Source organism: Polaromonas sp. AER18D-145, assembly GCF_002379095.1.
Taxonomy (GTDB): domain Bacteria; phylum Pseudomonadota; class Gammaproteobacteria; order Burkholderiales; family Burkholderiaceae_C; genus Polaromonas.
Window position 1 is genome coordinate 1 of the sequence record NZ_NBZV01000037.1, and the last position, 24,339, is coordinate 24,339.

A 24,339-nucleotide genomic window follows, 5' to 3' on the forward strand; every position below is an offset into this window, starting at 1 on the left:
ACAGTACGGGGGTGGCGGCGGGGCTGGAAGCTTGCGACATCAAAAACTCCTGGTGGAAGATGAATGCGCAGAGCTTAGGCTGGCCGTGTCCAACTGTCCAAGGCCGGGTTTATGGGTTGTTATGCATAAAACGCATAACCATGGTTTGAGGTTGAAAAGCCATGCTCCCGCAGCATGGTCCGCCGGCGCCATGCCCCGGGGAAGCGCATGGTTCTCAGGCGTTGAACTGCAGCGCGGCCAGCCGCGCATAAATGCCGCCGCGGCTCACCAGTTCGGCATGGGTGCCTTGCTCCACCAGGCGGCCGTGGTCCAGCACCAGGATGCGGTCGGCCTTCTGCACGGTGGCCAGGCGGTGCGCCACCACCAGCGTGGTGCGGCCCTGCATGGCCGACTCCAGCGCCGCCTGCACCATGCGTTCGCTTTCGGCATCAAGGGCACTGGTGGCTTCGTCCAGCAGCAGCAGCGGCGGGTTCTTGAGCATGGCGCGTGCAATCGCAATACGCTGGCGCTGCCCGCCCGACAGGCGCACGCCGCGTTCGCCCAGAAAGGTGTCATACGCTTCCGGCAGCGCCATGATGAACTCATGCGCAAAGGCCGCCTGCGCCGCCGCCCGGACTTCGTCGTCACTCGCGCCGGGCTTGCCGTAGCGGATGTTTTCCAGCGCGCTGGTCGAGAAAATCACCGCGTCCTGCGGCACGATGCCGATGCGCTGGCGCAGGTCGTGCAGCGCCATGTCGGCGGTGCGCACGCCGTCAAGTTCGATGCGTCCCGAGGCCGGGTCGTAAAAACGCAGCAGCAGCTGGAACACCGTGCTTTTGCCGGCGCCGCTGGGCCCCACGATGGCCACGGTTTCGCCGGGCGCCACGCTCAGGGAGAAGTCGCTCAGCGCGGCCTGCGCCGGACGCGACGGGTAGTGGAAGGTCACTGCTTCGAATTTGATAGCGCTTCCTGCCCGTACCACGGGGGGCGGGACCGGATTTGATGGTGAAGTCACGGGGGAGCGGGTTTCCAGCAGTTCCATCAGCCGTTCGGTGGCGCCGGCGGCGCGCAGCAGGTCGCCATACACCTCGCCCAGCACCGCGGTGGCGCTGGCCAGGATGATCACGTACACCACCGTCTGGCCCAGATGGCCCGCCGTGATGTCGCCGCGCATCACCGCCTGCGTGCCCTGGTACAGGCCCCACAGCAGCGCCGCCGAGGTGGCGATGATGATGAAGGCCACCAGCACCGAGCGCGCCCGGGTGCGGCGGATGGCGGTGTTGAAGGCATTGGTGGTCGATTCGTCAAAACGCGCGGCCTCGCGCGCTTCGGCAGTGTAACTTTGCACCACGGGAATGGCATTGAGCACCTCGGCCGCAATCGCGCTGGAGTCGGCCACGCGGTCCTGGCTGGCGCGCGAGAGCTTGCGCACGCGCCGGCCAAACCACGCCGAGGGCGCAACGATCAGCACCAGCCCGCCCAGCACCTGCACCATCAGGTAGGGGTTGGTCACCACCAGCATGCCCAGCGCGCCAACGCCCATCACGGCGTTGCGCAGGCCCATGCTGAGCGACGAGCCCACCACTGTCTGCACCAGGGTGGTGTCGCCGGTCAGGCGCGAGAGCACCTCGCCGGTCTGCGTGGTTTCAAAAAACTCGGGGCTTTGCCGCACCACGTGCGAATACACCGCATTGCGCAGGTCGGCCGTCACGCGCTCGCCGAGCCAGCTGACCATGTAAAAGCGGCCGGCTGAAAACAGGCCCAGCGCCGCCGCCACCGCAAACAGCTCGAAGAAGTGGGTGCGCAGCGCCATCAGCTGCGCCCCCTTGTCGCCCGCACCCAGGCCGCCGTCGATCAGGCCGCGCAGCGCCAGCGGAAACACCAGCGTGGCCACCGCCGCCATCACCAGAAAAAAGACGGCCAGTCCGATGCGGCCGCGGTAGGGGCGCAGGAAGGGTACGAGGCCGGAGAGGGAGCGCGGCGAGCCCTTGGGCGCGTCGGAAGGAGAAGAGGTAGCCATGACGGGAGTTTAGTCGGCACGGCCGGGCCAGCGCAGGCGAGAAAGCCGGATGGCTTTTCCGCGGCTTGTCATAGATCAAGCACGCTGCCGGCGGGCAGCCCACAATGGTGTTGCAGCTTCACCGGGCGCAGCGGCCGGGTTGCCAGGCTGCAGGGTGGCGGCACCGGGCCGCGCAACACATAAAGGATAAACACATGCTGAAAAACAAGGTAGCCCTGGTCACCGGCGCGTCGTCAGGCATTGGCCGCGCCATTGCGCTGGTCTGGGCGCGCGAGGGCGCCCAGGTGGTGGTGTCGGACATCAACGAACAGGCCGGCGAAGAAACCGCCGCACTGGTGCGGGCGCTGGGTGGCGACGCGATGTTTGTGGCGGCCGACGTCGGCAAGCCCCAGGACGGCGAGGCCCTGGTGGCGCGCACCCTGGCGCTGCACGGCCGGCTCGACATCGCCTGCAACAACGCCGGCATAGGCGGCCCGCAAGCCCCCACGGCCGACTACCCGCTGGACGGCTGGGCCCAGGTCATCAACATCAACCTGTCGGGCGTGTTCTATGGCATGAAGTACCAGATTGCCGCCATGCTCAAAAACGGCGGTGGCGCCATCATCAACGTCGCCTCCATCCTCGGCAACGTCGGTTTTGCAGGCGCCCCCGCCTATACCGCCGCCAAACACGGCGTGGTGGGGCTGACAAAAGCGGCCGCGCTTGAATACAGCGCACACGGCGTGCGGGTCAACGCCGTGGGTCCCGGCTTCATCCACACCCCCATGATCAGCGGGCTGGAAGAAGACCCCGCCATCAACGCCATGCTGATCGGCGCCCATCCGATAGGCCGCCTGGGCCGCGCGGAAGAAGTGGCCGAACTGGTGGCCTGGCTGTCCTCGGACAAGGCTTCGTTTGTGACCGGGTCCTATTACCCGGTTGACGGCGGCTACCTGGCACGCTGAAGCTGGCCGCTTGTTGCTATTTATTTGATAGCTGCTCGCGTATGCTTTTAAAGGGCTGGAGGCCTGAAAGGCTTGCAAGCCCGGTGTGGCACCGGGTTTGCCCTGCGGAAGGCAAGTGGGGCCGGCTACGCTCGTGACAGCCGCCTTGCCGGTTGCGCCCCGGCGCCCGGCAGGTTGGCGCTGACCAGTGCTGCGGCCAGCGTGACGAGCCAGGAGTAATACACCCACACCAGGAAAGCCAGCAAAGGCGCGAAGGCGCCGTAGATCGTGCGGTACGTGGGCACGTTGGCGAGGTAAATCGCGAAGCCGTGTTTGCCCACTTCAAACGCGATGCCGGCGAGCAGGCCGCCCGCGATCGCATCGCGCCACCGAACCACGGTGTGCGGCACGAAGCGGAACAGGCAGGCGAAACCGGCGACGCTCAGAACCACGGGCCCCAGGTTCAGGGCATGCGGCAGCCAGGCCGGTCGCGTGCCCACCAGTCCGCTGGAGGCCGCCAGAAGATAGGACGCGGCCCACAAGCTCGCGCCGATGATCACCGGACCGGTGAGCAGCATGGCAACGTACAGGGCCAGCCGGCGCAGCACCGTGCGCGGTTTCTTCACCCGCCAGATCCGGTTGAGCGTGTTCTCCACGCTCAGGAGCAGGCCCAAGGCCGACACCAGCAGGACCGCAAAGCCCACCTGCGTGAGCCCGCTGGCGTTGCCCGCGAACTGCGCCAGGTGCTTGAGCACCGTCCTGGCGATGTCGGCCGGCAGCAGGCCGCGCAGCAGGTGCTCGCGAATCGCTTCCCCGGCTGCGCGCAGGGCCGGGGTCTGCGCGAACAGGGCAAAACTCACCGCCAGCAGCGGCACCATGGACACCACCATCGTGAAGGTGAGGCCGCCCGCCGCCTGGGCGAGGCGTTCTTCCCGGCCGCGCCGGAAGATGCGGCTGATGAGGTTGCCTTGGTTTCGGCTTGCAGTGGTCATGGCAGCAATATAGCCACGTCCTTCCCGTTTGGACCCGGCGTGTGGGGAAATGTGGAAGTTGGCACGCTGAAACGCGGCATCCGCACGACAAAGTCCAGCCGGCGATGATGAATGCTCCGCCGGGCCCGCATCTCCCTCCCGCGATTCTGTCTCTGGAGGTTGACAAACAATCTAACAAACGTTAGATTGATAGCATGAGACAAATCAAGGACCATCTTTACGAGCAGGTCGCCCGCATCGGCAAGGCCGTCGCCAGCCCCAAGCGCCTGGAGCTGATCGAGTTGCTTTGCCAGGGCGAGAAGACCGTCGAAGTGCTCGCGGCACAGGCGGAAATCAGCGTCAAGCTAGCCAGCGCCCACCTGAAACAGTTGCGCATGGCGCGACTCGTCGATACGCGCAAGGAAGGCAAGTACGTCCTGTACCGCCTGGCCAGCACCAGCGTGGCCGACCTCTGGGTGAACCTGCGCGCCGAAGCCGAGGAACGGCTGGTCGAGTTGCAGGTCGCATTGGCCTCCATCGTCGAGCACGGCGATGAACTCGAGGGCATCGACCGGGCGGCCATCCTGAAGAAAGCCAAGGCCGGTGAGGTCCTGGTTCTGGACGTGCGGCCGGAAGAGGAATTCGCCAGCGCCCATTTGCCCCACGCCCGCTCGCTGCCCGTGGACGAGCTCAGGAAGCGGCTGAAAGAGCTTCCCAAGGATGTTCCCGTCGTCGCCTACTGCCGCGGCCCGTTTTGCCTGATGGCCAGAGACGCCGTCGAGTTGCTGCGCAGACAGGGTTACCGCGCCTTTCACCTGACCGACGGCGTGGCCGAATGGCGCGCCCGTGGCCTGCCCCTCGAACAGACAACGTAAGGCTTCGACATGAACACACTGCTCATCCTGAACGACGCTCCCTACGGCAGTGAGCGCACGTACAACGGGGCGCGCCTGGCCGGTGCGCTGGCCAGGCAGCCGGGCAACGAGGTCCGGGTTTTTCTGATTGGTGACGCCGCGGCCGCCGCGCACCGCCTCCAGAAGGTGCCAACCGGCTTTTACAACCTTGAAGTGATGCTCGGTTCGGTGGTGAGTCACGCGGGTGTTATCGGCGCCTGCGGCACCTGCATGGATGCACGCGGCATCAGCGTCGAAGACCTCATCCCGGGCGCGCACCGCAGTACCCTGGACGAGCTCACCCAGTGGACGGCCTGGGCCGACAAGGTCCTGGTGTTCTGATTCAGGAGACAAACATGTTCTTCAAACAACGACCGGCGGAGAACGCCACTCTGTCCTATTTTTTCGGCTGCGCGGGCCTGGCAAAAGCCGTGGCCGTTGACGTGGTCGCCGGCGACGAGGACTGGTTCCTGGCCGAGGCCCAGAAGGCGGGCGTGAGGATTGCCCACGTCATCGACACCCATGTGCATGCCGACCACTACTCGGGTGGCCCGGCACTCGCCAGGCGGGCCGGTGCGCCGTATTATCTGCACGAGAGCAACCAGGGACGGGTCTTGTTCGAATTCGCGCCCGTCACGGACGGCCAGCGGCTCGAGGCTGGCAACGTGGTGGTTGACGTGCTGCACACGCCCGGGCACACACCAGACAGCATCTGCCTGCTGGTGCGCGACCTGCGCCGGGGCGATGAGCCCTGGTTCGTCATCACCGGCGACACCCTGTTTGTTGGCGCGGTAGGGCGCCCCGACCTGGCGGGCCGCGAACGGGAGATGGCGGGCCAGCTGCACGATACCTTGCATGGCAAGCTGCTGAACCTGCCCGCCGGCCTCGAAATCTATCCCGGCCACCAGGCCGGCAGCGCCTGCGGTGCGGGCCTGTCCGGCAAACCCGCATCGACCCTCGGTTTCGAGAAACGTTTCAACCCCATGCTCGCCATGTCACGCGAGGACTTTGTCGATGCGCTCACGGCAGAAATTCCGCCACAGCCGCAGGACATGGCCCGCATCGTGGCGGCCAACCTGCGTGGAACGGCGCCGGAGCCGGCGCACGCCTGAGCTGTATGCAGATGGAATACGGCATCCGCGCCAATCTCCGCCAGGTCCTGCAGCAACTGCTGCAGGTGCTGCTCGTCGGCATGACCATCGGGATGATGCGCAACGTGGTTCCGGCGCTGGCCGAAACCGAGTTCGGCGTGCCGCGCGGCTCCTTCATGCTGCTGGCGGCCTTCGTCGTCGCCTTCGGTTTCGTCAAGGGCGCGATGAACTTCGCCGCCGGTCGCCTGGCTGAACGCATGGGCCGCCGGCGCGTGCTGTTGCTGGGCTGGCTGGTGGCGCTGCCGATTCCGCTGATCGTCTACTTCGCCACGTCGTGGAGCTGGATTGTCCTGGCAACCATCCTGCTGGGCATCAACCAGGGGCTGACCTGGTCGATGACACAGACGGCCAAGCTCGACATCACGCGGGCCGACCAGCGCGGACTGGTCATCGGACTCAACGAGTTTGCGGGTTATGTGGGTGTCGCCATCGCCGGTGTGGTGACGGGTTATGCCGCCTCGCTGCTGGGCCCGCGTGAAGGCTTGTTGTGGTTTGGTGCGGCCGTCATCGGTCTGGCCACACTGCTGGCCTGGCTGGGCGTGAAGGAGACGCTGCCCTGGGCGCATGCCGAGGTCAAGCGCCACGCTGCGGCCCCTGCGGCGCATGCCTTGCGACCGCGCTACCCGACGGGCATCAGCGAGCGGCCGACCACGCGGGAAATGTTTGCCCTCATGAGCTGGGGTGACCGCCGCATGGCCGCGCTGTGCCAGGCGGGCATGGTCGAGAAGTTCGTCGATGCGCTGGTCTGGGCCTTCTGGCCGGTGTATCTGCACCAGCAAGGCGTGAGCTTGCCCGGCATCGGCTGGATCGTGGGTGTTTACGGTTTCACCTGGGGTGGGGCGCAGTTCTTCACCGGGCGCTTGTCCGACCGCGTTGGCCGGCACCGCCTGAACGTCTGGGGCATGTGGCTGTGCGGCGCCGGTGTCGCGCTGTTGCCGATGGGCCATGGCTCGGCCTGGTGGAGCGCCTCGGCCGCCATCGCCGGTCTGGGCATGGCCATGCTGTACCCCAACCTCAGCGCGGCGGTGGCCGACATCGCCCACCCCAACTGGCGTGCGTCGGCCATCGGCATCTATCGCTTCTGGCGCGACCTGGGTTACGGCATTGGCGCCCTGGGCCTGGGTGCGGCCGCAGCCCTGGGCGGACGCATCGAGACCGCCTTCTGGTTCGTCGCCGTGGCGATGCTGCTGTCCGGTGCTGTGCTCCATCACTGGGGTGAAGAAACCCACCCCCGGCTCAGCCCCGCGCACTGACGCATTGGCGCATTGATTTCCCCCAGCTTTTGAAAAACCCGGAGACACCCATGACACTGAAGTTCCTCGCCCTCTGTGCGGGCCGCCTGGCCGCATCCGCTGCCCTGAGCGTGTTCGCAGTGCTGCCGTTCGTCGCGCATGCCCAGCTCGACAAGGCCGCCACCGAAGCGCTCGAGACCTACTTCGAATTTTCCGACTACAACAGCGGCACCATCGCCGCCGAACAGATTCCGGCCGAGGACTACAAGAAGTTCTACGTTCTGGACGTGCGCGACGCGGGGCAGTTCGCGAAAGAGCACATTCCGGGGGCAAGCAACATCGAATGGCGCAAGGTCTTTGCCGAGCGCGCCAAGCTGCCCAAGGACAAGACCATTCTGGCGTACTGCAACACCGGTTCGTTTTCAAGCCAGGTGGCGATGGCACTGCGAATGGCCGGCTACGAAAACGTGCGCATCCTGCATGGCGGTTATGGCGAGTGGAAAGCCCGCGGCGGGGTGGATGCCCATGCCCGCGCCAGCAAAGACCGCAAGTGAATCCGCCCACCTGGAGCGCTTCCAGCCAATTCCCGCGACCCTGAAGCCCAACGCCGCCACAGAGCCCGTCAGCCCAAGCTGCCGGCGCTTGACGGGGGTGCCAGAATGCTATGCATTTGATAGCTACTTGCGCAGGTACAACAAGGGCTGAAGGCATAAAACATGCATGAACTTTGCCCCGGCGTGATGGTGCGGTGAGGCGGGCCTGCAAAGCCGCGCGCGTTCTGCCGCACGGCACGGCCCGCTTCCCCTACGATAGGGGCTAGTGCAGTGCTGCACTCTTTCTGGCACTTAAAACCGCGTCTTTTCGCCCAGGGCGTTGTTGCAAATCCGCGCGATACCTGCGGGTATCGCTGTGGTTTGCGCCTAGCCCTGAGCAAAAATCCATCGGTTTTAAATATGCCATCAAGAATGCAACACTACACTAGCGGCAAGCGCACCGGCCGCACCGGTGCGGCCGCCGCAACCTGGGCCCACAGCAATGTACCGTATGCCGGTTGGTCAAGAAACCCATGTCTTCAGCGACCTCGCCACGCTGCTGGCGTGTGCCTCGCCGCTGCGCAGCGGCGACGTGCTGGCCGGGCTCGCGGCCACCTCGGCCGAGCAGCGGGTGGCGGCGCAGTTTGCGCTGGCCGACGTGCCGCTGAAAGACTTTCTCAGCCACGCCCTCGTGCCCTATGAAACCGACGAGGTCACCCGGCTCATCATCGACACGCATGATGCGGCAGCCTTTGCGCCGGTGGCGCACCTCACGGTGGGCAGCCTGCGCGACTGGCTGCTGGCCGACAGCACCGACACCGCCGCGCTGACGGCCCTGGCGCCCGGCCTCACGCCCGAGATGGTGGCCGCCGTCAGCAAACTCATGCGCCTGCAGGATTTGATGATCGTCGCCGCCAAATGCAGCGTGGTCACGCGTTTTCGCAACACCATCGGCCTGCCCGGGCGCTTTTCGGTGCGGCTGCAGCCGAACCACCCGACCGACGATTTGCGCGGCATCGCGGCCAGCATCCTCGACGGCCTGCTGCTGGGCGCCGGCGACGCGATGATAGGCATCAACCCCGCCACCGACAGCCCCGACAGCGCCCACGCGCTGCTGTGCCTGCTCGACGAAGTGCGCAGCAAGCTCGCCATTCCCACGCAAAGCTGTGTGCTGGCCCATGTCACCACCACGCTGGACCTGATCGCCCGCGGCACGCCGGTGGACCTGGTGTTCCAGTCCATCGCCGGGAGCGAGGGCGCCAACCGCGGCTTCGGCATCAACCTGGCGCTGCTGCAGGAGGCGCACGACGCCGCGCAGTCGCTGGCACGCGGCACCGTCGGCAGCAACCTCATGTATTTCGAAACCGGGCAGGGCAGCACCCTGTCGGCCGGGCAGCACCACGGCGTGGACCAGCAGACCATGGAGGCGCGCGCCTACGCCGTGGCGCGCCACTTCAAGCCCTTCCTCGTCAACACCGTGGTCGGCTTCATCGGCCCCGAATATCTGTACGACGGCAAACAGATCACCCGTGCCGCGCTGGAAGACCAGTTCTGCGGCAAGCTGCTCGGTCTGCCCATGGGCTGCGACGTTTGCTACACCAACCACGCCGAGGCCGACCAGGACGACATGGACGCGCTGCTGGCCTTGCTGGTGGCCTCGGGCGTCAACTTCGTCATGGGTGTGCCCGGCGCCGACGACATCATGCTGGGTTACCAGAGCACCTCTTTCCACGACGCGCTGGCCATGCGCGATTTGCTGGGCAAGCGCCCCGCGCCCGAGTTCGAGCAGTGGCTGGCAGCGCAGGGCCTGGTGGACGGCCAGGGCCGCGTGCGGCCGGGCTGCGTGCCGCTGCCTTTCCGGCAACTGCTGGGCAACAGCGCCAACCCATGAACGACAAGCAACCCCAGCTACCGGCCGAAGTTGATGCGCCTTCCGGCGTGGCCGAGCTGTGGGCGGCGCTGCGCCCGCTGACGGCCGCACGCATCGGCCTGCCGCGCACCGGCGCCTCGCTGACCACACCCGCACTGCTGGACTTTCGCCTGGCCCACGCCCGGGCGCGTGACGCGGTAGGCGCCGCGCTGGATGCCGATGCCTTGCAGGCCGGCCTCTCGCTTCTGCTGGGCCAGCCCGCGCTGGTCTGCCGCAGCGCCGCAGCCGACAGGCGTACTTTCCTCATGCGGCCCGACCTCGGGCGCCAGCTCGATGCCGACTCGCTGGCGCTGCTGCAAGCCAGCGGCTCGCGCGGCGGCCTGGCCGTGGTGCTGGCCGACGGCCTGTCCGCCCAGGCCACACAGCGCCATGCCCTGCCGGTGCTTGAAGCGCTGCTGCCGTTGTTGCAGGCGCAGGGCTGGCTCTTGGGCCCGGTGGTGGTGCTGCACCACGGCCGCGTCGCCGCCGGCGATGGGGTGGCGCGCGCCCTGCAGGCCGAGGCGGTGCTGGTGCTGATCGGCGAGCGGCCCGGCCTGTCATCGCCCGACAGCCTGGGCGCCTACATCACCTGGGCGCCCGGCGCAGCCACCAGCGACGCCGACCGCAACTGCGTCTCCAACATCCGGCCCGAGGGCCTGGCCCCGCAGGCCGCAGCGGCCAAGATTGCGTGGCTGCTGAACCAGATGCGTGTTCAACAACGCTCGGGCGTGGCGCTGAAAGATCAGATGAACCAGCTGGTGCAGGTGCCTGCGGGGTAGGGCGCGTCGTCAATGACGACAAGCGCGCGACCCGACCGCCGGTCAAACGAATATCAAGAGGTGCCTCATGCATGAACTGGAACTGGGCAAGGCCTTTACCCTGATGGAACCAGGGCCTGTTGTCCTGGTGACGACGCATGATGGGCAGAAGGACAACATCATGACCATCTCCTGGACCATGGTGATGGACTTCACGCCAGTGTTTGCCATCACCACGGGCGAATGGAATCACTCTTACGCGGCGTTGCGAAAAAACAGGGAGTGCGTCATTGCCATTCCCACGGTGGACATGCTGGACAAGGTGGTTGGCATCGGGACGTGCTCCGGGAAAGACACCGACAAGTTTGGCAAATTCAAGCTCACGCCGGTGCCGGGAAAAGTCGTCAGGCCGCCCTTGATCAAGGAGTGCCTCGCCAACATCGAGTGCAAGGTCATCGACATCGTCAAAAAGCACAACATCGTTGTCCTGGAGGCGGTGGCCGCCTGGATCGACACCACGCGCAAGGAAAAGCGCACGATTCATGCTGTGGGCGACGGAACCTTCATTGTTGACGGGCGCAAGATGGACCGCAGGAAGATGATGGCCTCCAAGCTTCCCTACGGCATTTAGCGTTTATTGGCCAGCGACGAGGAAATCCTGGGAGCCAAAATGAAACTGGCGGGGTAGGGCTAGCGGGGCTTTGGTTCGTGGTATGTGGGGTGTCGCTATTTATTTGATAGCTGCTTGCGCTCGTTAATAAAGGGTTGGGGGCCTAAAACGTTCAATATTCTGTTTGGTAGTCGCTATGGTGAGCTATCAACAATAGATGATGGGCAAGCGCCGATAGTTGACGATCTTCAGAAATCACGCTCCTCGTGAATGCGGGCTTCGTCGATGTACCGAGACAGCATGGGGATGAAGTCGCCGAGCCATTCGCGCACCTGCTGGGACGTGGTTGCGCTTAGCCAAGTTCGGGCAGCGTCTCGTCGCAGGGAATAGTAGGACGAATTCGGTCCCCGCCTCACCCCCGTGTCGAAATATCCCATCAAGCGACGCCCCTGGAGACTCTTAGGACCCACTAGCTCGATAAAGCCGCGCGTTAGCTCGCCCGCACGTCCAGGCTCAAGTGTTTTCGGCAACGACTGCATGATCAGGTCCGCCCTCAATGGTTTCTCGGCGATCCAATCGAGGACTTGGCGCGGTTCGAAGCAATCGATTGGTGCCGGAGCTTTGCCGCCCTCGGGAGTGTCCGAGTTGAGTCTCATGGTTTCGCCCAGCCAGTAGGAGATTGTCCAACTCACTTCGCTATTCTCCAAAGCGTTGGCCACGACGGGCCAACCCTCAGTAGGGTGCGATTTGCAAATCTCAACGATCACTTCAAACACGCCGGAGAAGGAATCTGGTCCTCCAGATTTGCAGTGGTTCTCGAAAACACCTTCGAGCAACTGGAGGTCGCGTTCCGGGAAGCGCTTTCGAAAGTTCTTGGCGAGCGTCTTCCAATAGTGCGAGGTCATGTTGTCGTGATGGCGCTCGAAAACCTTCGGATTCATCAGCAAAGACCATAGCAAGCTTTCGGGTCCTTCCCCTCCTTTACGCGCAAATCGATAGGAGGCGATTTGGACAGCCGAACGCGCTGCCTCGGCGTCCCCGCTCGCATTCAAACGCTCGCAGATGACCACGACCTCTGAGTCCGTCAATTGCTCGTCGCCCAAACGCCATCCGGCCGTGTGAAAGCGTGACGGGTGGATGACCTTCGCGTCGAACAGGTCCAACAGCCTGGCAACAACCGCCGCAGAATACCCAGAGAAAACCACAGAGTCGGTCTGCCAGCGCTCAGGAGCGGCATCCGCTAATAGGCTAAGCGCCCGGGCTTCCCAACGCGCTAAGTCTTGGCCGCGGACAGTCTCGAGGTACCCGCTCAAGAAGCCGATGTTCACGTTGGCACCCAATCCGGCCGCGCGTTCGAAAATCTCGGCGTCGAGATTGATCTCACCACACGAGAGCGCCGCCACGCGCCGACCAAATTCGCTCGCGCGATGGCCGGGGGACCGGATGACCTTTTCCAAATTGTCGCGACGGATCGCTCCGACATTGACGAACTCTAGTGCGAGGGCTTCAACTCGCTTTGTAGGCAGGTCTGAATCTACGACTTCTCCCGCCTCGTCGATGTCGTGATCCTCCTCGTAGATGTCGAAAGTAACAAAGCGGTCGAATCGTTTCGCAAAAGGGCCTGTTCCGGTCGCATCCAAGAGTTCGCGCAGTTCATCGGTGACGCGCTTTGCCATATCCTTGTACGGATGCTTAATCCTCCGAAGAAGCGCCTTGGTCAGGGCCTGGCCGTCGCCGCCTTCGAAGTCCAACTGTCCTCGAAAGATGCTTAACGCTAGGTCGGTCAACGCCTCATAGTGAAGCATGTCAGCGGCTGCATCGACCAGTGCTTTCGACAGTGCGCTTTGCCACTCAGCGTCCGTCGGATCAGACGCGTCCAGCAGCATTTGTGCTGCTCTGCGTCGAGGCTCGAAAAGGTCATTCCAAATTTTGGGTTGCCAGAACGAGATAGCTGGGCCCAATCCCTGATACTCGACTCCGATGATGCGAGACCCGAATCGGTCGCTAAGGACTTTCTTGCACAACTCCAAGCCTAGCGAACGATTGAAGCGGTCGGCATCGTTCAATAGAGTGGCCGCGAAATCCACGCGGTCTATAGCGGACGCCTGTGTTGGCCCCCCGCGAAGAGCGAACAACCCTTTCAGCGTGCCCCGGGCATTGTTGGAATGGGTCGCGTTCTCCCCAAAGCTGAGGCGGGCCAGCAAGTTGGCAGCCGAGCGGAAGTGCGCCTCCCAAACCGCGATCTTCTCCAATGCGAACACTAGCTTTTGTCGAGCCTCCGAGAGCTGTTCCAACTCTTCGCGGGGCCAGTCCTCAAGAACCCGCTCTAAAACGACCAACGTGGCAGCGGGGTCGGCCTCCGCCATGACGTTCAAAAAGTTCGACCCACTCTTCGATGCGACAAACTCCTTGGACGTGAATGGCCCGTCCTTGGCTCCCAACACCTCCTGTATCGCCGCCTGCGCCGAGGTAGACCCATTGGAATAAACCAGCATATCCAAAAACCAGCGACGCAAGGTCTCAGGCATTTCGTCCATGAGCGCCGAAAGATTCGCGTTGGCACCATGAATATCCCACCATTGCTTCCAGAGGTGTACATGCAGCGCCCTAGGGACCAAGCGAAGCGTGTGGCTGCCTTGCAAAATGCGACGCCCGACGAGCTGGGCTACTGCCTCGTCAAACCTACCGGGGGTGATACTCGGATCAACGCGCGCTGCCAGCGTCGCAACAAACCTGCCCTCTGCTTCGACGGGTTTTTTGGCTCCGAATTTTCGGAACAGAGCGATATGCCTGACGATGGTCATGAGTCGATCCGCAGGCTCGTCTTTGATCTTCTTGTAGCCGAGCACAAACCGGTCCCATATCGGAACGGTGGCGGGCGGCTTGAGAATATCCTGTGGATTCCGTTTGAGGTTGTCGCCGACCGCATGGGCAACGCGCGCAGACCCATCGCACCAAGACACCCAGTTGTGGGCGTGGATAGACTTTCCGATGTATTCGCGGAGTATCTCCTCGATCTGCGCGTCTTCCAACGCCGGGAACTTCACAACTTCCATCAATGCGTCGGTGGAGAGTTCGGGGCCGTGGTCGATGGTCACCAACTTGAGGCGCGAACGGCCTCGGAGCGCGTTGAAGATCGAAGCTCGGTCGTCGTCGTCGCACTCGTCAATCACCAGGACCGCTGAATATTCGCGGTCGTCCTTCAATAACTCGAAGAACAACCTGCTGTTCTGGAAATATTCAGCCTGCGGAATGTAGATCGCCTTCGCGGCGAGAACGGACAGTTGCTTGATGGCTTCGAGCGCCAATCGGGTCTTTCCGATGCCCGGCTCGCCGATGATTCGTGCGTGCTGAATTTCAGACCCTGTGAGAATTTCCTGAATCCGGCGAATGAACTCTATCTGCGACGCGCCCAACGAAACTCGCGGCGTCATGTCTCCGTTTTTGGCCCACGAGCCGACAGCTTGAAAGCGGGCGTCGCCCAGGCCACCAAGATCCAAGCACAGTGATGGATAGCGCTCCATCATGTTCGCGATCTGCCTCACGCCCCATACCTCAACCAGCGCAGTTTTGTAGCCACACGCCTTGAAAGCGGATTTCAGCAGTTCCACTGCCTGTGAGTGGTTCTCGGCGAGAAGGTCGTGGCCAAGCGAAACCATCACGTAGGTTCCGCCTATGTCAAGGCAACGACGCACAGCGGGACCGAGCTTTAATTTGGTCGGCTTGGCGTCCGAGGTGCCGAAGAGCTCTTTGACGACGGCTGCTGGCTGCCAGGGTTTGAACGCTGTTCCCGTCTTGATCTGATAGTGGAACGAGTGCCCGTCCTTGCCACCGACGCGATCCGCCTTTGCGTCGATGCCTCCGTCGCTGCTGTTGACGTCCCCCGAGACGACGATGTTTACGAGTCCAAGCCGCGCGGCCTCGCACCAAAGAAGCCTGCCAAAAACCTCGGTTGCCTCTTGAATACGCAACTTGCCGAGACGGTCCAAGTTGGGCGAAAAAATCGTTGTCTCCATGTCTGCTCCCTCTTGTTCGGATCGATTCTCCTCCACTTCGAATGTCTTACATCGGTTAGAGCTTTGCGGTGAAGGAACATGACCTTCTGCATTCACCGACTCAATCCGCTGTCCGAGTCACTGACTATCGATAAGTACATATTGCCGTCAGCCGGCGAATCACCCTACCATCACAGCCTCAACACCGCCGCATACCCCGTCATCTCCAGATACCCACGCCCGACGCGTTTGCCATTGCTGTCGATCAACTCACTCAGGCCTTCCCAGTAAATCGCACCGGTGGACTGGCGGCTGTCGAGCTCCTGGTTGTCGATGACGGCGCGCACGGTGTAGATGTCGGCCGGGGTGCGCACCAGCCACTCGACCGGGTAGCTGGCCTGGCTCAGCGGGCTTTTCCAGCGGCGCACGGGTTTGAAGATCACTTCGCCGCGGCTGAAGGGGTACACATCGCCTTTGGCGGAGCGGAACGAGCCGCCGTCCCACAAGGTGTTGCCGGCCTTGTCGCGCAGGCGGAAGGCGGTGAGGGCGCTGCCGTCGTCGAGGTTCATGCCTATCCAGTCCCAGCCGGTGGCCTCGGGGTGCAGTATCTCTTCACTCCACTCGTGGTCCAGCCAGGCCTTGCCGCTCACGTCAAAGTTTTGGCCCTTGATCTGCAGGCTGCCGCTGGTGGCCAGTTGCGGCAGGCTGTAGTAGTAGCTGGCCTGCTTTTCTTCCGGCCCCTTGCGCGACAGGCCCTGCTTGCCTTGCAGCAGCACGGGCTGGGTTTCGGTGAACTGCAGGTTCAGCGCAAAGTCGGTGGCGGGCAGGCGGGCGCCGTGGGTGCGACCCTGGCTTTGCAGCGACCAGTCGCGCAGCTTCAGGGCCATGCCCTGCGTGCTGGCGCTGGCAATGTCAAACCCTTCGCGTGCAATGCGCTGGTCATGCCAGAGCTTGTTGCCCGCCACGTCGGTGACGGCGGCATGCGCGAAGATCAGTTGCCTGGCGGCAAACTTCGACGCCATGCCTTGCGTGCCATCCACGCGCGAGCGAAAAAACGTGAGCTGGAAACCAAACTCGCGCGCGCTGCTGCCGGGCTCGCGGGTGCTGGCATGGCCGGTGATGTACCACCACTCGGTGCGGAAGTCGGGGTGTGCACCAAAGTCGCGCGGAAACTGCAGCACCCTGGCGGGCAGTGCAAAGGCCGGGCCGGCGCCGGCCGCCATGCCCGCAGCCAGGGCCTGCAACAGGCGGCGGCGCACCGGGCTGTGCAAAAGTGAGGCAGGTGTGGCTGGGGGGCGCATCAAATCATTCTCGCAGCAAGCACGGCCGGCGTGCAGGACAACTCCGGGTTGCGAGGCCGGGGTGTAAGGTCTATCCTTGAAGCGTTGATGAAACCCTTTCCTTTGACCTTCCCTTTGACTCTCTGCAGGAGATGCACCCATGTACAAGCAAATTTTGTTGGCGTATGACGGCTCCAAGGCGGGGCAGAAGGCGCTGCTGGACTGCCAGGAGATTGCGCAGTGGAGCCAGGCCTCGCTGACCCTGATTGCCGTGACGCCGCTCTACATGGACCTGATCGGTGTGGAAGGCGGCGTGTACGACAGAAGCCTGGTCGAACACGAGAAGGAAAAATACACCGCCATTCTGGACGAGGGCCTGCGTCAGCTGGCCGGGGCGGGCCACCAGGCCAAAGGGGAGGTGGTGGTGGGTGAAACCGTCGACGAAATCACCAAGTACGCGAAAAAGATCAACGCCGACCTGATCGTCGTGGGTCACAAACATCTGGATGGCTGGGCGGCGCGCTGGTGGCGCGGTTCGGTGTCGAAGTCGCTGATCGAACACGCGCCCTGCAGCGTGCTGGTGGTCATCACGCACTGAGAGGCTCAGCCTCTGAGCCCCGGGCTCGGGGCCGGCCCGGTCAGCCGCAGCAGCCGCGCTGCTCTTGTATCGGCGGGCATTTGACCGAGCCGTAAGAGCAAAACACGCAGCAATCGCCCGCCTTGGGCCGCAGCAAGGCCTTGCAGGCCACGCACTCATAAAAAAACTGGCACGCGTCGGTCGGCATGGTTTCCGTTGCCGCATGGCCGCACATCGGACAGGTCAGCAGTGACTCAAGAATGACGCCGCTCATGGCTGCGTTTTGACGGTGGACGGGTAGCCGGCATTCCCGGTCGCTTTGGCCAGCGCGGGCGCCGAGGTTTTCGTGTCATCAAAAGTGACCACGGCCTGGCGTTTTTCATAACTCACCTGGGTGCCGGTCACGCCCTTGACTTTGGACAGGGCTTGTTTGACGGTGAGGGGACAGGTAGAGCAGGTCATGCCGCGCACGTCCAGCGTCACGGTCTGGATGGCCGCTTGTGCCTGCGCTGCAAGCAGCGGCAGAGCCAGCAAGGTGGCGTGGAGGGCCAATTTTTTGGGCAGCATGGTCAAGCCTCGGTGGTTCGTGGGATCAATAAAAAAGCGGGGCGATGTAGGGATAGGAAAACGCGATAACGACCAGGCCGGCCACCGCCCAAAACACCGCCTTGTAGCCCGTTCTTGCGGCGGGCAGGGCGCAGATGTCCCCTGGCTTGCAGTCCGCCTCGGGCCGGTAAATGCGCCGGCCGGCCAAAAACAGGGCAAGCAGGGCGGCGCCGATGAAATAGGGCCGGTAGGGCTCCAGGCCGGCCAGGTTGCCGAGCCAGGCGCCGCCCAGGCCGACCGATACCAGCACCAGCGGACCCAGGCAACACGCCGAGGCCAGAATCGCCGCGAGGCCGCCCGCGGCAAGCGCGGTTTTTGTGTTTGTGTCCGTGGTCATAAAAATTGCATTTTTCAGATGAGGTCGAATGTAAACTCTGTACTTATGTACGGAGTCAAGCCCCCAGACCAAACATTGACAATCGGCCGCCTGGCCAGTGCGGCCGGCGTGAACCTGGAGACGGTCCGGTTTTACCAGCGCAGCGGCCTGATCCATGAACCGCAACGACCGCTGAGTGGCTACCGGACCTACGGCAGCGGGGATGTGCAGCGCATCCGTTTTATCAAGCGGGCCCAGACCCTGGGCTTCACGCTCGAAGAAATCGCCACGCTGCTGCAGCTCGACAAAGCGACGGCCTGCTCCGAAACCCGCCAGTTGGCGTCGCGCAAGCTGGGCATGGTGCAGGCCAAGCTGGAGGACCTGCTGAAGATGCAATCGGCTCTTGTCGAAATGATCCATCAATGTGACACGCCACAGGCCGATGGCCGTTGCCCGATCATCACGGCGCTGACCGGGAACTGACTGGGTTCTTCAGGCCGGCGCGGAACAGACCCGGGGCGCCGGGGTGACTTGCCGGCCGTCCTTGACGGTCAGCACGACGGCCCCTAACGTCCCCGCGTCTGGTGCGGCAGCACGGTTGCCGCTTGCTGCCATGCTGGCGCGTCGGCGCATGCACGGGGGGCTGCTTGCCGGCGCGCAGCCGCTGCACGGGTTTGGCCGGCGCAACGTCGGCATCAGGGGGCCGGCGCGCCAGGAAACAGGTTGCCGAGTTGCACACCCAGCGCGCGCCAGCTTGGCAGCAGCCAGATCACCAGCAGACAGACAAGGGCCAGAGCAATGGCCGCCAACACGATGTTCATGATGCAGCACCTCCCGAAAAAACGCTTGGAAATACACGCATCATGTTGCGCCGGTTGACGGCCTTGTGCACTGGAATTTTGTGCGCCCGGCGGTTCAGCGCCGGTCCCTGCGCCAAGCCACCGGGTTGTCGAGCAGGGCGGGAATGTCGCCGCGGCCTATGCCCAGGTCGTTCAGCTCCCGCGCGCTCATCTGTTCCAGCTCGGTCCGGCTGCGCCGCAGCCCCTTGTGCTGCGCCGGCCCACGCGGCATCCGCCGGGCCAGTCGTGCAAGTCCGCGCGCGATGGCAAGGAAGGGACGGGCGATGGTCTTGTGCGGCATGGCGGGACTCCTGGTGGGGAAGTACCCGATCGTGCGGCTTGTCGTGGTATTGTGGAAGTTGAGTTTTCTGATGAAAACTATCAGAATTACTGATGCGTGAACTGAACCTCGACCAACTCCGCACCCTGGTGGCCATTGCCGACCTCGGCACTTTTTCGGCGGCGGCGCGTGCGCTGCATCTGGCTCAGCCTACCGTGAGCCTGCATGTCAGCGAGCTGGAAAGCCGGCTGGGCGCGCCGCTGGTGGTGCGCGGCGGCAGAAGGGTGGAGCCCACGGCTGCCGGTGCCGTGCTGGTGCAGCGCGCCAGGCGGCTGTTGCGCGATGCGGACGATGCGGTGGACGCCGTGCAGCGCCATGTCGAGGGCCGCGTCGGCCGCGTGCGGCTGGGCAGCTCGACCGGCGTGCTGGTCTACCTGCTGCCCGAGGTGCTCAAGGCCATGGAGCGCGCCCACCCGGACATCGATGTCGAGGTCAGCATCCTGGGCTCGGCAGAGGCCATGGAGCGGCTGGGCCAGGGCACGCTGGACGTCGGGCTGGTGGCCCTGCCGCAGCCGGTCCGGCCCGGCATTGTCATGACGCACTGGCGCAGCGACCCGATGATGGCTTTTGTACCTCAGGCATGGACTGTGCCCAAACGCATCACGCCGCAATGGCTGGCCGCGCGGCCGCTGATCTTCAACGACTCGACCACGCACATGTACCACCTGACCATGGAATGGTTTGCCAACGCGGGCCTGACGCCGCGCACCCGCATCGAGCTCAACTACAACGAGGCCATGAAAAGCCTGGTGGCCGCGGGTTACGGTGCGGCGGTGCTGCCGCTGGAGCATGCCGGCGAGCAGTTGCACCAGAGGGTGCAGGTGGTTCCGCTCAAGCCCGCATTGACGCGCCACACGGCGGTGGTGCACAAGCCGCCGGAAGCATTGGACGGCGCCACGCGCAACCTGCTGCTGACGCTGGCGCAGTTCCGTCAGGTTTGACGAGGCTTAGTGCGTCGGTGCGGTCTGGAAAACAATTTCGCCGCTGGGGACGTGCACCACGCGGATCTCCTGGCAGGTCGGGTCGGCCAGGCTTTTGACGGCCACGGCCACGGCCAGCGAGCGGTCTGTATAGAGTTGCTTGAGGGCGGTGGGCGGGAGCAAACTGCCACGCAGCGTGTTCCTGCTTTCAATGCGGTATTGAGTGGGCGCCATGGTGAATGCCTTGTTGAAGTGAGGTGTTCATCGTAGGCAGGTCGTGCGGCGTTGTGATGACAATGCCGCCTTCAAAGCGTCATGTTGGTAAGCAAAAGAAAGCGCACATCGCCCGCTGCTGCTGGATGGTGGGGAGCAAACAGCCGGCCGCAAGGCCTATTGAGACTTCCATAGTCATGAAGAGCACTCACTACCGTTCGCCCTGAGCTTGGCCTGTCCTGAGCTTGACGAAGGGTCGAAGGGCCCTTCGACAAGCTCAGGACAGGCTTCGACGGGCTCAGCCCGAACGGGGGGCGCTGGATGTACCAGCCGGAAAGGCTGGCGGGCCGGTTTACCAGTCTTCCTTGACGGCCAGCACCGCGTCCTTGCCCGCCGCTGCACGCCCGGCCAGCCAGGCGGTGACGGTGCCGGCCAGGATGACCGCCGCACACAGCGCCAGCAGCCGCGCCCAGGGCAGGGCCAGGTCCATGGTCCAGTGAAAGCTTTGTGGGTTGACCACATGCACCAGCACCAGCGACACGGCCAGCCCCAGGCCCAGCCCGGCCAGCGCGCCGGCCAGCGTCCAGGCGGCGCCTTCGCCGGCGACCAGCGTGAGGATTTGCCGGCGTGTCAGCCCCAGGTGGGCCAGCAGGCCAAACTCTTTGCGCCGCGCCAGCACCTGCGCGCTGAAGCTGGCCGCCACGCCGAACAGGCCGATCGCAATGGCCACGGCCTGCAGCCAATAGGTCACGGCAAAGCTGCGGTCAAAAATGCGCAGCGAGGTGGCGCGGATCTGGCCGCTCGACGCAAACTCGATCAGCTCGCCCGAGCCCGTCTGCGCCTGCGCCAGCGCGCGCACGGCCTGCTGCAGCTGCGCGTCACCCGCGCCGGGCGCGCGCCACAAGGCCAGGTCGTTCACGCGCCGGTCGCCGGTGAGGGCTTCGAAGTCGCGCCTGTCCATGGCAATGGCGCCGAACTGGCGCGCATAGTCACGCCAGACACCGGCCACATAGAACTGTTCGCCCCCACGCTTGTCGCCCCGTGTTTCCGTTCGTCCTGAGCTTGGCCTGTCCTGAGCCTGTCGAAGGGTCGAAGGATGCCCCCCGAGGGGGCCGTCGCTTGCTCGGGGCGGCCCTTCGCTGCGCGGATCCTTCTTGGGTGTCGCCTCGTTTGCTCCTGAATTCATAGCTGCTTGCGCCCGCGCATCAAGGGCCAGAGCCTCAAAAGACCCTGAAATCCGGGTGAACACAGTACCGGGGCGGGCGCCGTACAGGTCGACCATGGGTTCACTCACATAAATCGCCACGTGACCGGCCGGCACCGGCAACGCGCTGCCCACCAGCGGCAGGCTGCCGGCCGGGTCCTGCAGGTCGCGCGCAATCAGCGCCACAGCGGGCTGGTTGGGGTCCAGCAGCAGGGTGGTCACGCGCAGCGTGCTCAGGCGCGCCACGCCGGGCAGCTGCGCGAGCGCCTGCACAAACGCCGGCGAGAAGAACACCGTGTCGCTGGCGGCGCTGGTGCTGGCGGTGCGCACATACAGGTCGGCCGGCAACACCACGTCCAGCCAGTGGGTGACCGAGTCGCGAAAACTCGCCACCATCACCGTCAGCGCCACGGCCAGGCTCAGCGAGGCGACCACGCCGCTAACGGCCACCGCCGCACTACCGCGCACACGGCGTGCCCGTTCCACCGCCAGCAGCGGCAGCAGGCGGCGGGACACATGCGGGGCGATGCGGTTGTACAGCAGGGCGATCAGCCAGGGCAACGCGCTGATGCCGCCGACCAGCAGCAGCCCGACCGACAGGTAGGCACCGAGCGCGATGCCAAAAACCGGCGGCGTCAAGGCCAGCAAGCCGGCTGCGGCCATCAGCAGCAGGCTGAGCCGGTAAGGTGTGCCGCCCGCCGGTGGTGCACCCAGGCCCTTGAGGGTTTGCGCCGGCGGCAGCTTTTGCGCGGCGCGCGCCGGCCACCAGCCGCCCACCAGCGCCGCGGCCACACCGAGCAGGCCGTACACCGCGGCCGCGCCTGCATTCCACTGCAGGGCCGGGGCCACGCCGGAAAAGTAGCCGCCGCCCAGGTCGCCGCCCAGCACCCGCAGCGCCAGCGCAGCCAGCGCCGTGCCCAGCGCGATGCCGGCGACGCTGCCGACCGTGCCCAGCAGGGCCGACTCCCAGAGCACCAGGCGCAGGCGTTCGCGGCCGGTCAGGCCCAGCACGCCGAGCAGGGCAAACTGCTGCGCGCGTTTGGCCACGCTCAGCGACAACACCGAAAACACCAGGAAGGCGCCGGTGAACAGCGCCACCAGCGCCAGCACCGTCAGGTTGACGCGGTAGGCGCGCGAGAGGTTGCTCACGCGCTGCGCGTCATCGCCCGGCTCGGTGGCCGTGATGCCGGCCGGCAGTTGCAGCGAGGTGATGAAGGCGGCACGGTCGGCGCCGGCCTGCAGGCGGATGTCGATGCGCGAGAGCTGGCCGAGCCGGCCAAACAGTTCCTGCGCGGCGCCGATGTCCATCACCGCCAGCGCGGCACCGCCGGCGCTGACGCTGCCGGCCACCCGGGCGTCCAGCAGTTGCAGGCCGCTTTGCAGCCGGAGCCGTTCGCCGGGCAGGCTTTGCCGCGCTGCCGCGTTGAGGAAGACCGCGCCGGGGGCGAGCAGTGCCATCCGTCCGGCCCCGGCCGAGGGCACGGGCATCAGTGCCGGCGCCAGCGAAGCGACCACCAGCGCATCGACACCGACCACGCGCAAGGCCACCCGCTGCCCATTCATGGCGACGGCGTAGGTGCTGAACTCCAGCACCGGGCTGGCCAGCGCCACCTGCGGGTGGTTGGCCACCCGCGCATAGACCGCTTCGTCAAACCCGCCGCGCACCGCGCGCAGCTCCAGGTCGGGCTGGCCGTTGACCGAACGCACGGCCTGGGAAAACTCGGCCAGCGCCGAGGCATTGATCAGCTGCACCGAAAACGCCAGCGCCACACCCAGCATGACAGCCACCACGGCCGCCGCATTGCGCCACTTGTGGTGCAGCAGCTCCTGCCAGGAAAAGGTGGAAAGAAGGGCGAGCATGCGGTGGATTGTGCCTTTCAGGGGCCGGCAGTGATGACGGTCAAGTTCTATGGATGTTTTCGTCATTCATGACACCCCACCGTTCGCCCTGAGCTTGTCGAAGGGCCCTTCGACAAGCTCAGGGCGAACGGTCGTAAGTGGCCTGTCATGATTGATGGAGGTCTAAATAGGCTATCGTTGTTCACCAACCCTCGAATGAAAGTCTCCTCGCCATGCAGCTCCCCACCTACGACGATGTTGTTGCCGCCGCCGCGCGGATAGCAGGCCACGCGCACCACACGCCGGTGCTGCGCTCGGCCACCGCCGATGCGCGCTGGGGCGCGCAGTTTTTCTTCAAGTGCGAGAACTTCCAGCGCATGGGCGCCTTCAAGTTCCGCGGGGCCTTCAATGCGCTGTCGCGGTTTGACGCCGCGCAACGCAAGGCCGGCGCCATCGCGTTTTCCTCGGGCAACCATGCGCAGGCGGTGGCGCTGTCGGCGCGGCTGCTGGGCATGCCGGCGCTGATCGTGATGCCGCAGGACGCCCCCGCCGCCAAGCTGGCGGCCACACGCGGCTACGGCGCCGAGGTGGTGCTGTACGACCGCTTCACCGAAGACCGCGAGGCGCTGACCCTGCGGCTGGCGGCGGAGCGCGGCATGACACTGATTCCGCCCTACGACCACCCCGATGTGATCGCCGGCCAGGGCACGGCCGCGAAGGAACTGATCGAAGAGACCGGCCCGCTGGACCGCCTGTACGTGTGCACCGGCGGCGGCGGGCTGACCAGCGGCTCGGCGCTGGCCGCCCGCGCGCTGGCGCCGCAGTGCAAGGTTTACGGCGTCGAGCCCGAAGCCGGCAACGACGCGCAGCAGTCGCTGCGTGCCGGTCGCATCGTGCACATTCCCGTGCCGCAGACCATCGCCGACGGCGCGCAGACCCAGCACCTGGGCGAGTACACCTTCGGCATCATCCGCCGCGATGTGGACGACATCCTCACCGTCAGTGATGCGCAGCTGGTGGAAGCGATGCGCTTTTTTGCAGAGCGCATGAAGATGGTGGTGGAGCCGACCGGCTGCCTGGCGTTTGCCGGCGCCTGCACGGACGCGCAGGCGATCCGGGGCGCCCGGGTCGGCGTGATTGTGAGCGGCGGCAATGTGGATCTGGCGCGGTACGCCGACCTGCTGGCCGGGCGCTGAGTTGCCCGCGACAGTGCCAGTGGCCCCTTGCAGGT

The 24,339-nt window shown here is 64.8% G+C and carries 24 protein-coding genes; 13 read left to right on the forward strand and 11 right to left on the reverse strand.

Features of this window, described 5'->3' with window-relative positions; translation table 11 throughout:
• Positions 1-214 precede the first annotated feature (214 nt).
• On the reverse strand, positions 215-1,999 hold the full coding sequence (locus tag B7G52_RS16820) for an ABC transporter transmembrane domain-containing protein (RefSeq protein WP_096698700.1): 1,785 nt from the start codon (positions 1,997-1,999) through the stop codon (positions 215-217).
• Between the two features lie 194 nt (positions 2,000-2,193).
• On the opposite strand from B7G52_RS16820, the gene B7G52_RS16825 reads away from it, so the two are divergent.
• Positions 2,194-2,943, forward strand: coding sequence for an SDR family NAD(P)-dependent oxidoreductase (locus B7G52_RS16825; protein ID WP_096698701.1), 750 nt, complete (start codon positions 2,194-2,196; stop codon positions 2,941-2,943).
• Between the two features lie 125 nt (positions 2,944-3,068).
• Here B7G52_RS16825 and B7G52_RS16830 read toward each other — a convergent pair whose 3' ends face one another.
• Positions 3,069-3,914: a YhjD/YihY/BrkB family envelope integrity protein gene (locus B7G52_RS16830; protein WP_240523501.1), complete on the reverse strand. Its 846-nt coding sequence runs from the start codon at positions 3,912-3,914 to the stop codon at positions 3,069-3,071.
• 194 nt (positions 3,915-4,108) lie between these two features.
• Between B7G52_RS16830 and B7G52_RS16835 the strand changes: the two genes are divergently transcribed.
• From B7G52_RS16835 to B7G52_RS16870, 8 genes are all read left to right on the forward strand, one after another.
• Positions 4,109-4,768 (forward strand): metalloregulator ArsR/SmtB family transcription factor, encoded by a 660-nt coding sequence (locus tag B7G52_RS16835; protein ID WP_096698703.1) that lies wholly within the window; start codon positions 4,109-4,111, stop codon positions 4,766-4,768.
• Between the two features lie 9 nt (positions 4,769-4,777).
• Entirely contained in the window at positions 4,778-5,128 is a 351-nt protein-coding gene (locus B7G52_RS16840) for a DsrE/DsrF/TusD sulfur relay family protein (RefSeq protein ID WP_096698704.1), read from the forward strand.
• Positions 5,129-5,142: 14 nt separating this feature from the next.
• On the forward strand, positions 5,143-5,898 hold the full coding sequence (locus tag B7G52_RS16845; protein ID WP_096698705.1) for an MBL fold metallo-hydrolase: 756 nt from the start codon (positions 5,143-5,145) through the stop codon (positions 5,896-5,898).
• Positions 5,899-5,909: 11 nt separating this feature from the next.
• Positions 5,910-7,190 carry an MFS transporter gene (locus B7G52_RS16850; protein ID WP_096698736.1) on the forward strand — a complete coding sequence of 427 codons (1,281 nt, stop codon included), beginning with the start codon at positions 5,910-5,912 and terminating at the stop codon, positions 7,188-7,190.
• Between the two features lie 50 nt (positions 7,191-7,240).
• On the forward strand, positions 7,241-7,723 hold the full coding sequence (locus B7G52_RS16855) for a rhodanese-like domain-containing protein (protein ID WP_096698706.1): 483 nt from the start codon (positions 7,241-7,243) through the stop codon (positions 7,721-7,723).
• Between the two features lie 481 nt (positions 7,724-8,204).
• Entirely contained in the window at positions 8,205-9,593 is a 1,389-nt protein-coding gene (locus tag B7G52_RS16860) for an ethanolamine ammonia-lyase subunit EutB (RefSeq protein WP_096698707.1), read from the forward strand.
• On the forward strand, positions 9,590-10,390 hold the full coding sequence (gene eutC / locus B7G52_RS16865) for an ethanolamine ammonia-lyase subunit EutC (RefSeq protein ID WP_096698708.1): 801 nt from the start codon (positions 9,590-9,592) through the stop codon (positions 10,388-10,390). The genes B7G52_RS16860 and eutC overlap by 4 nt, the downstream gene beginning before the upstream one ends.
• A 67-nt stretch (positions 10,391-10,457) precedes the next feature.
• Complete coding sequence (locus B7G52_RS16870; protein ID WP_096698709.1) at positions 10,458-11,000, forward strand: flavin reductase family protein; 543 nt, start codon at positions 10,458-10,460, stop codon at positions 10,998-11,000.
• A 227-nt stretch (positions 11,001-11,227) separates the two neighbouring features.
• Here B7G52_RS16870 and B7G52_RS16875 read toward each other — a convergent pair whose 3' ends face one another.
• The gene (locus B7G52_RS16875; protein WP_096698710.1) at positions 11,228-14,995 is read right to left on the reverse strand and encodes a hypothetical protein; all 3,768 of its coding nucleotides are present in this window, start codon (positions 14,993-14,995) and stop codon (positions 11,228-11,230) included.
• A 170-nt stretch (positions 14,996-15,165) separates the two neighbouring features.
• Complete coding sequence (locus tag B7G52_RS16880; RefSeq protein ID WP_096698711.1) at positions 15,166-16,275, reverse strand: lipocalin-like domain-containing protein; 1,110 nt, start codon at positions 16,273-16,275, stop codon at positions 15,166-15,168.
• A 139-nt stretch (positions 16,276-16,414) separates the two neighbouring features.
• On the opposite strand from B7G52_RS16880, the gene B7G52_RS16885 reads away from it, so the two are divergent.
• A complete protein-coding gene (locus B7G52_RS16885) occupies positions 16,415-16,852 on the forward strand; it encodes a universal stress protein (protein ID WP_096698712.1) in 438 nt (145 codons plus the stop codon).
• 40 nt (positions 16,853-16,892) lie between these two features.
• Here the strand turns inward: B7G52_RS16885 and B7G52_RS16890 are convergent, their stop codons facing one another.
• Genes B7G52_RS16890 through merT form a run of 3 tightly spaced genes read right to left on the reverse strand, consistent with a single transcriptional unit; the run spans position 16,893 to position 17,774 of the window.
• Entirely contained in the window at positions 16,893-17,105 is a 213-nt protein-coding gene (locus B7G52_RS16890; RefSeq protein ID WP_096698713.1) for a GDCCVxC domain-containing (seleno)protein, read from the reverse strand.
• Positions 17,102-17,398, reverse strand: coding sequence for a mercury resistance system periplasmic binding protein MerP (gene merP, locus B7G52_RS16895; RefSeq protein ID WP_096698714.1), 297 nt, complete (start codon positions 17,396-17,398; stop codon positions 17,102-17,104). The genes B7G52_RS16890 and merP overlap by 4 nt, the downstream gene beginning before the upstream one ends.
• Positions 17,399-17,423: 25 nt before the next feature.
• Positions 17,424-17,774 carry a mercuric ion transporter MerT gene (gene merT / locus B7G52_RS16900; protein WP_096698715.1) on the reverse strand — a complete coding sequence of 117 codons (351 nt, stop codon included), beginning with the start codon at positions 17,772-17,774 and terminating at the stop codon, positions 17,424-17,426.
• A gap of 45 nt (positions 17,775-17,819) precedes the next feature.
• Between merT and merR the strand changes: the two genes are divergently transcribed.
• Positions 17,820-18,236, forward strand: coding sequence for an Hg(II)-responsive transcriptional regulator (gene merR, locus B7G52_RS16905; RefSeq protein WP_096698716.1), 417 nt, complete (start codon positions 17,820-17,822; stop codon positions 18,234-18,236).
• Positions 18,237-18,448: 212 nt separating this feature from the next.
• Here the strand turns inward: merR and B7G52_RS24345 are convergent, their stop codons facing one another.
• Positions 18,449-18,574 (reverse strand): hypothetical protein, encoded by a 126-nt coding sequence (locus tag B7G52_RS24345; protein WP_256387732.1) that lies wholly within the window; start codon positions 18,572-18,574, stop codon positions 18,449-18,451.
• Positions 18,575-18,668: 94 nt separating this feature from the next.
• Complete coding sequence (locus tag B7G52_RS16910; RefSeq protein ID WP_096698717.1) at positions 18,669-18,893, reverse strand: DUF1127 domain-containing protein; 225 nt, start codon at positions 18,891-18,893, stop codon at positions 18,669-18,671.
• 92 nt (positions 18,894-18,985) lie between these two features.
• Here B7G52_RS16910 and B7G52_RS16915 point away from each other — a divergent pair, with 92 nt between their 5' ends.
• A complete protein-coding gene (locus B7G52_RS16915) occupies positions 18,986-19,873 on the forward strand; it encodes a LysR family transcriptional regulator (protein ID WP_096698718.1) in 888 nt (295 codons plus the stop codon).
• 6 nt (positions 19,874-19,879) lie between these two features.
• On the opposite strand, the gene B7G52_RS16920 is transcribed toward B7G52_RS16915, so the two are convergent.
• Both B7G52_RS16920 and B7G52_RS16930 read right to left on the reverse strand, forming a co-directional pair.
• A complete protein-coding gene (locus B7G52_RS16920) occupies positions 19,880-20,086 on the reverse strand; it encodes a hypothetical protein (RefSeq protein WP_096698719.1) in 207 nt (68 codons plus the stop codon).
• 331 nt (positions 20,087-20,417) lie between these two features.
• The gene (locus B7G52_RS16930; RefSeq protein WP_240523503.1) at positions 20,418-23,129 is read right to left on the reverse strand and encodes an ABC transporter permease; all 2,712 of its coding nucleotides are present in this window, start codon (positions 23,127-23,129) and stop codon (positions 20,418-20,420) included.
• 212 nt (positions 23,130-23,341) lie between these two features.
• Here B7G52_RS16930 and B7G52_RS16935 point away from each other — a divergent pair, with 212 nt between their 5' ends.
• A complete protein-coding gene (locus B7G52_RS16935; protein ID WP_096698720.1) occupies positions 23,342-24,304 on the forward strand; it encodes a threo-3-hydroxy-L-aspartate ammonia-lyase in 963 nt (320 codons plus the stop codon).
• Positions 24,305-24,339: the final 35 nt, after the last annotated feature.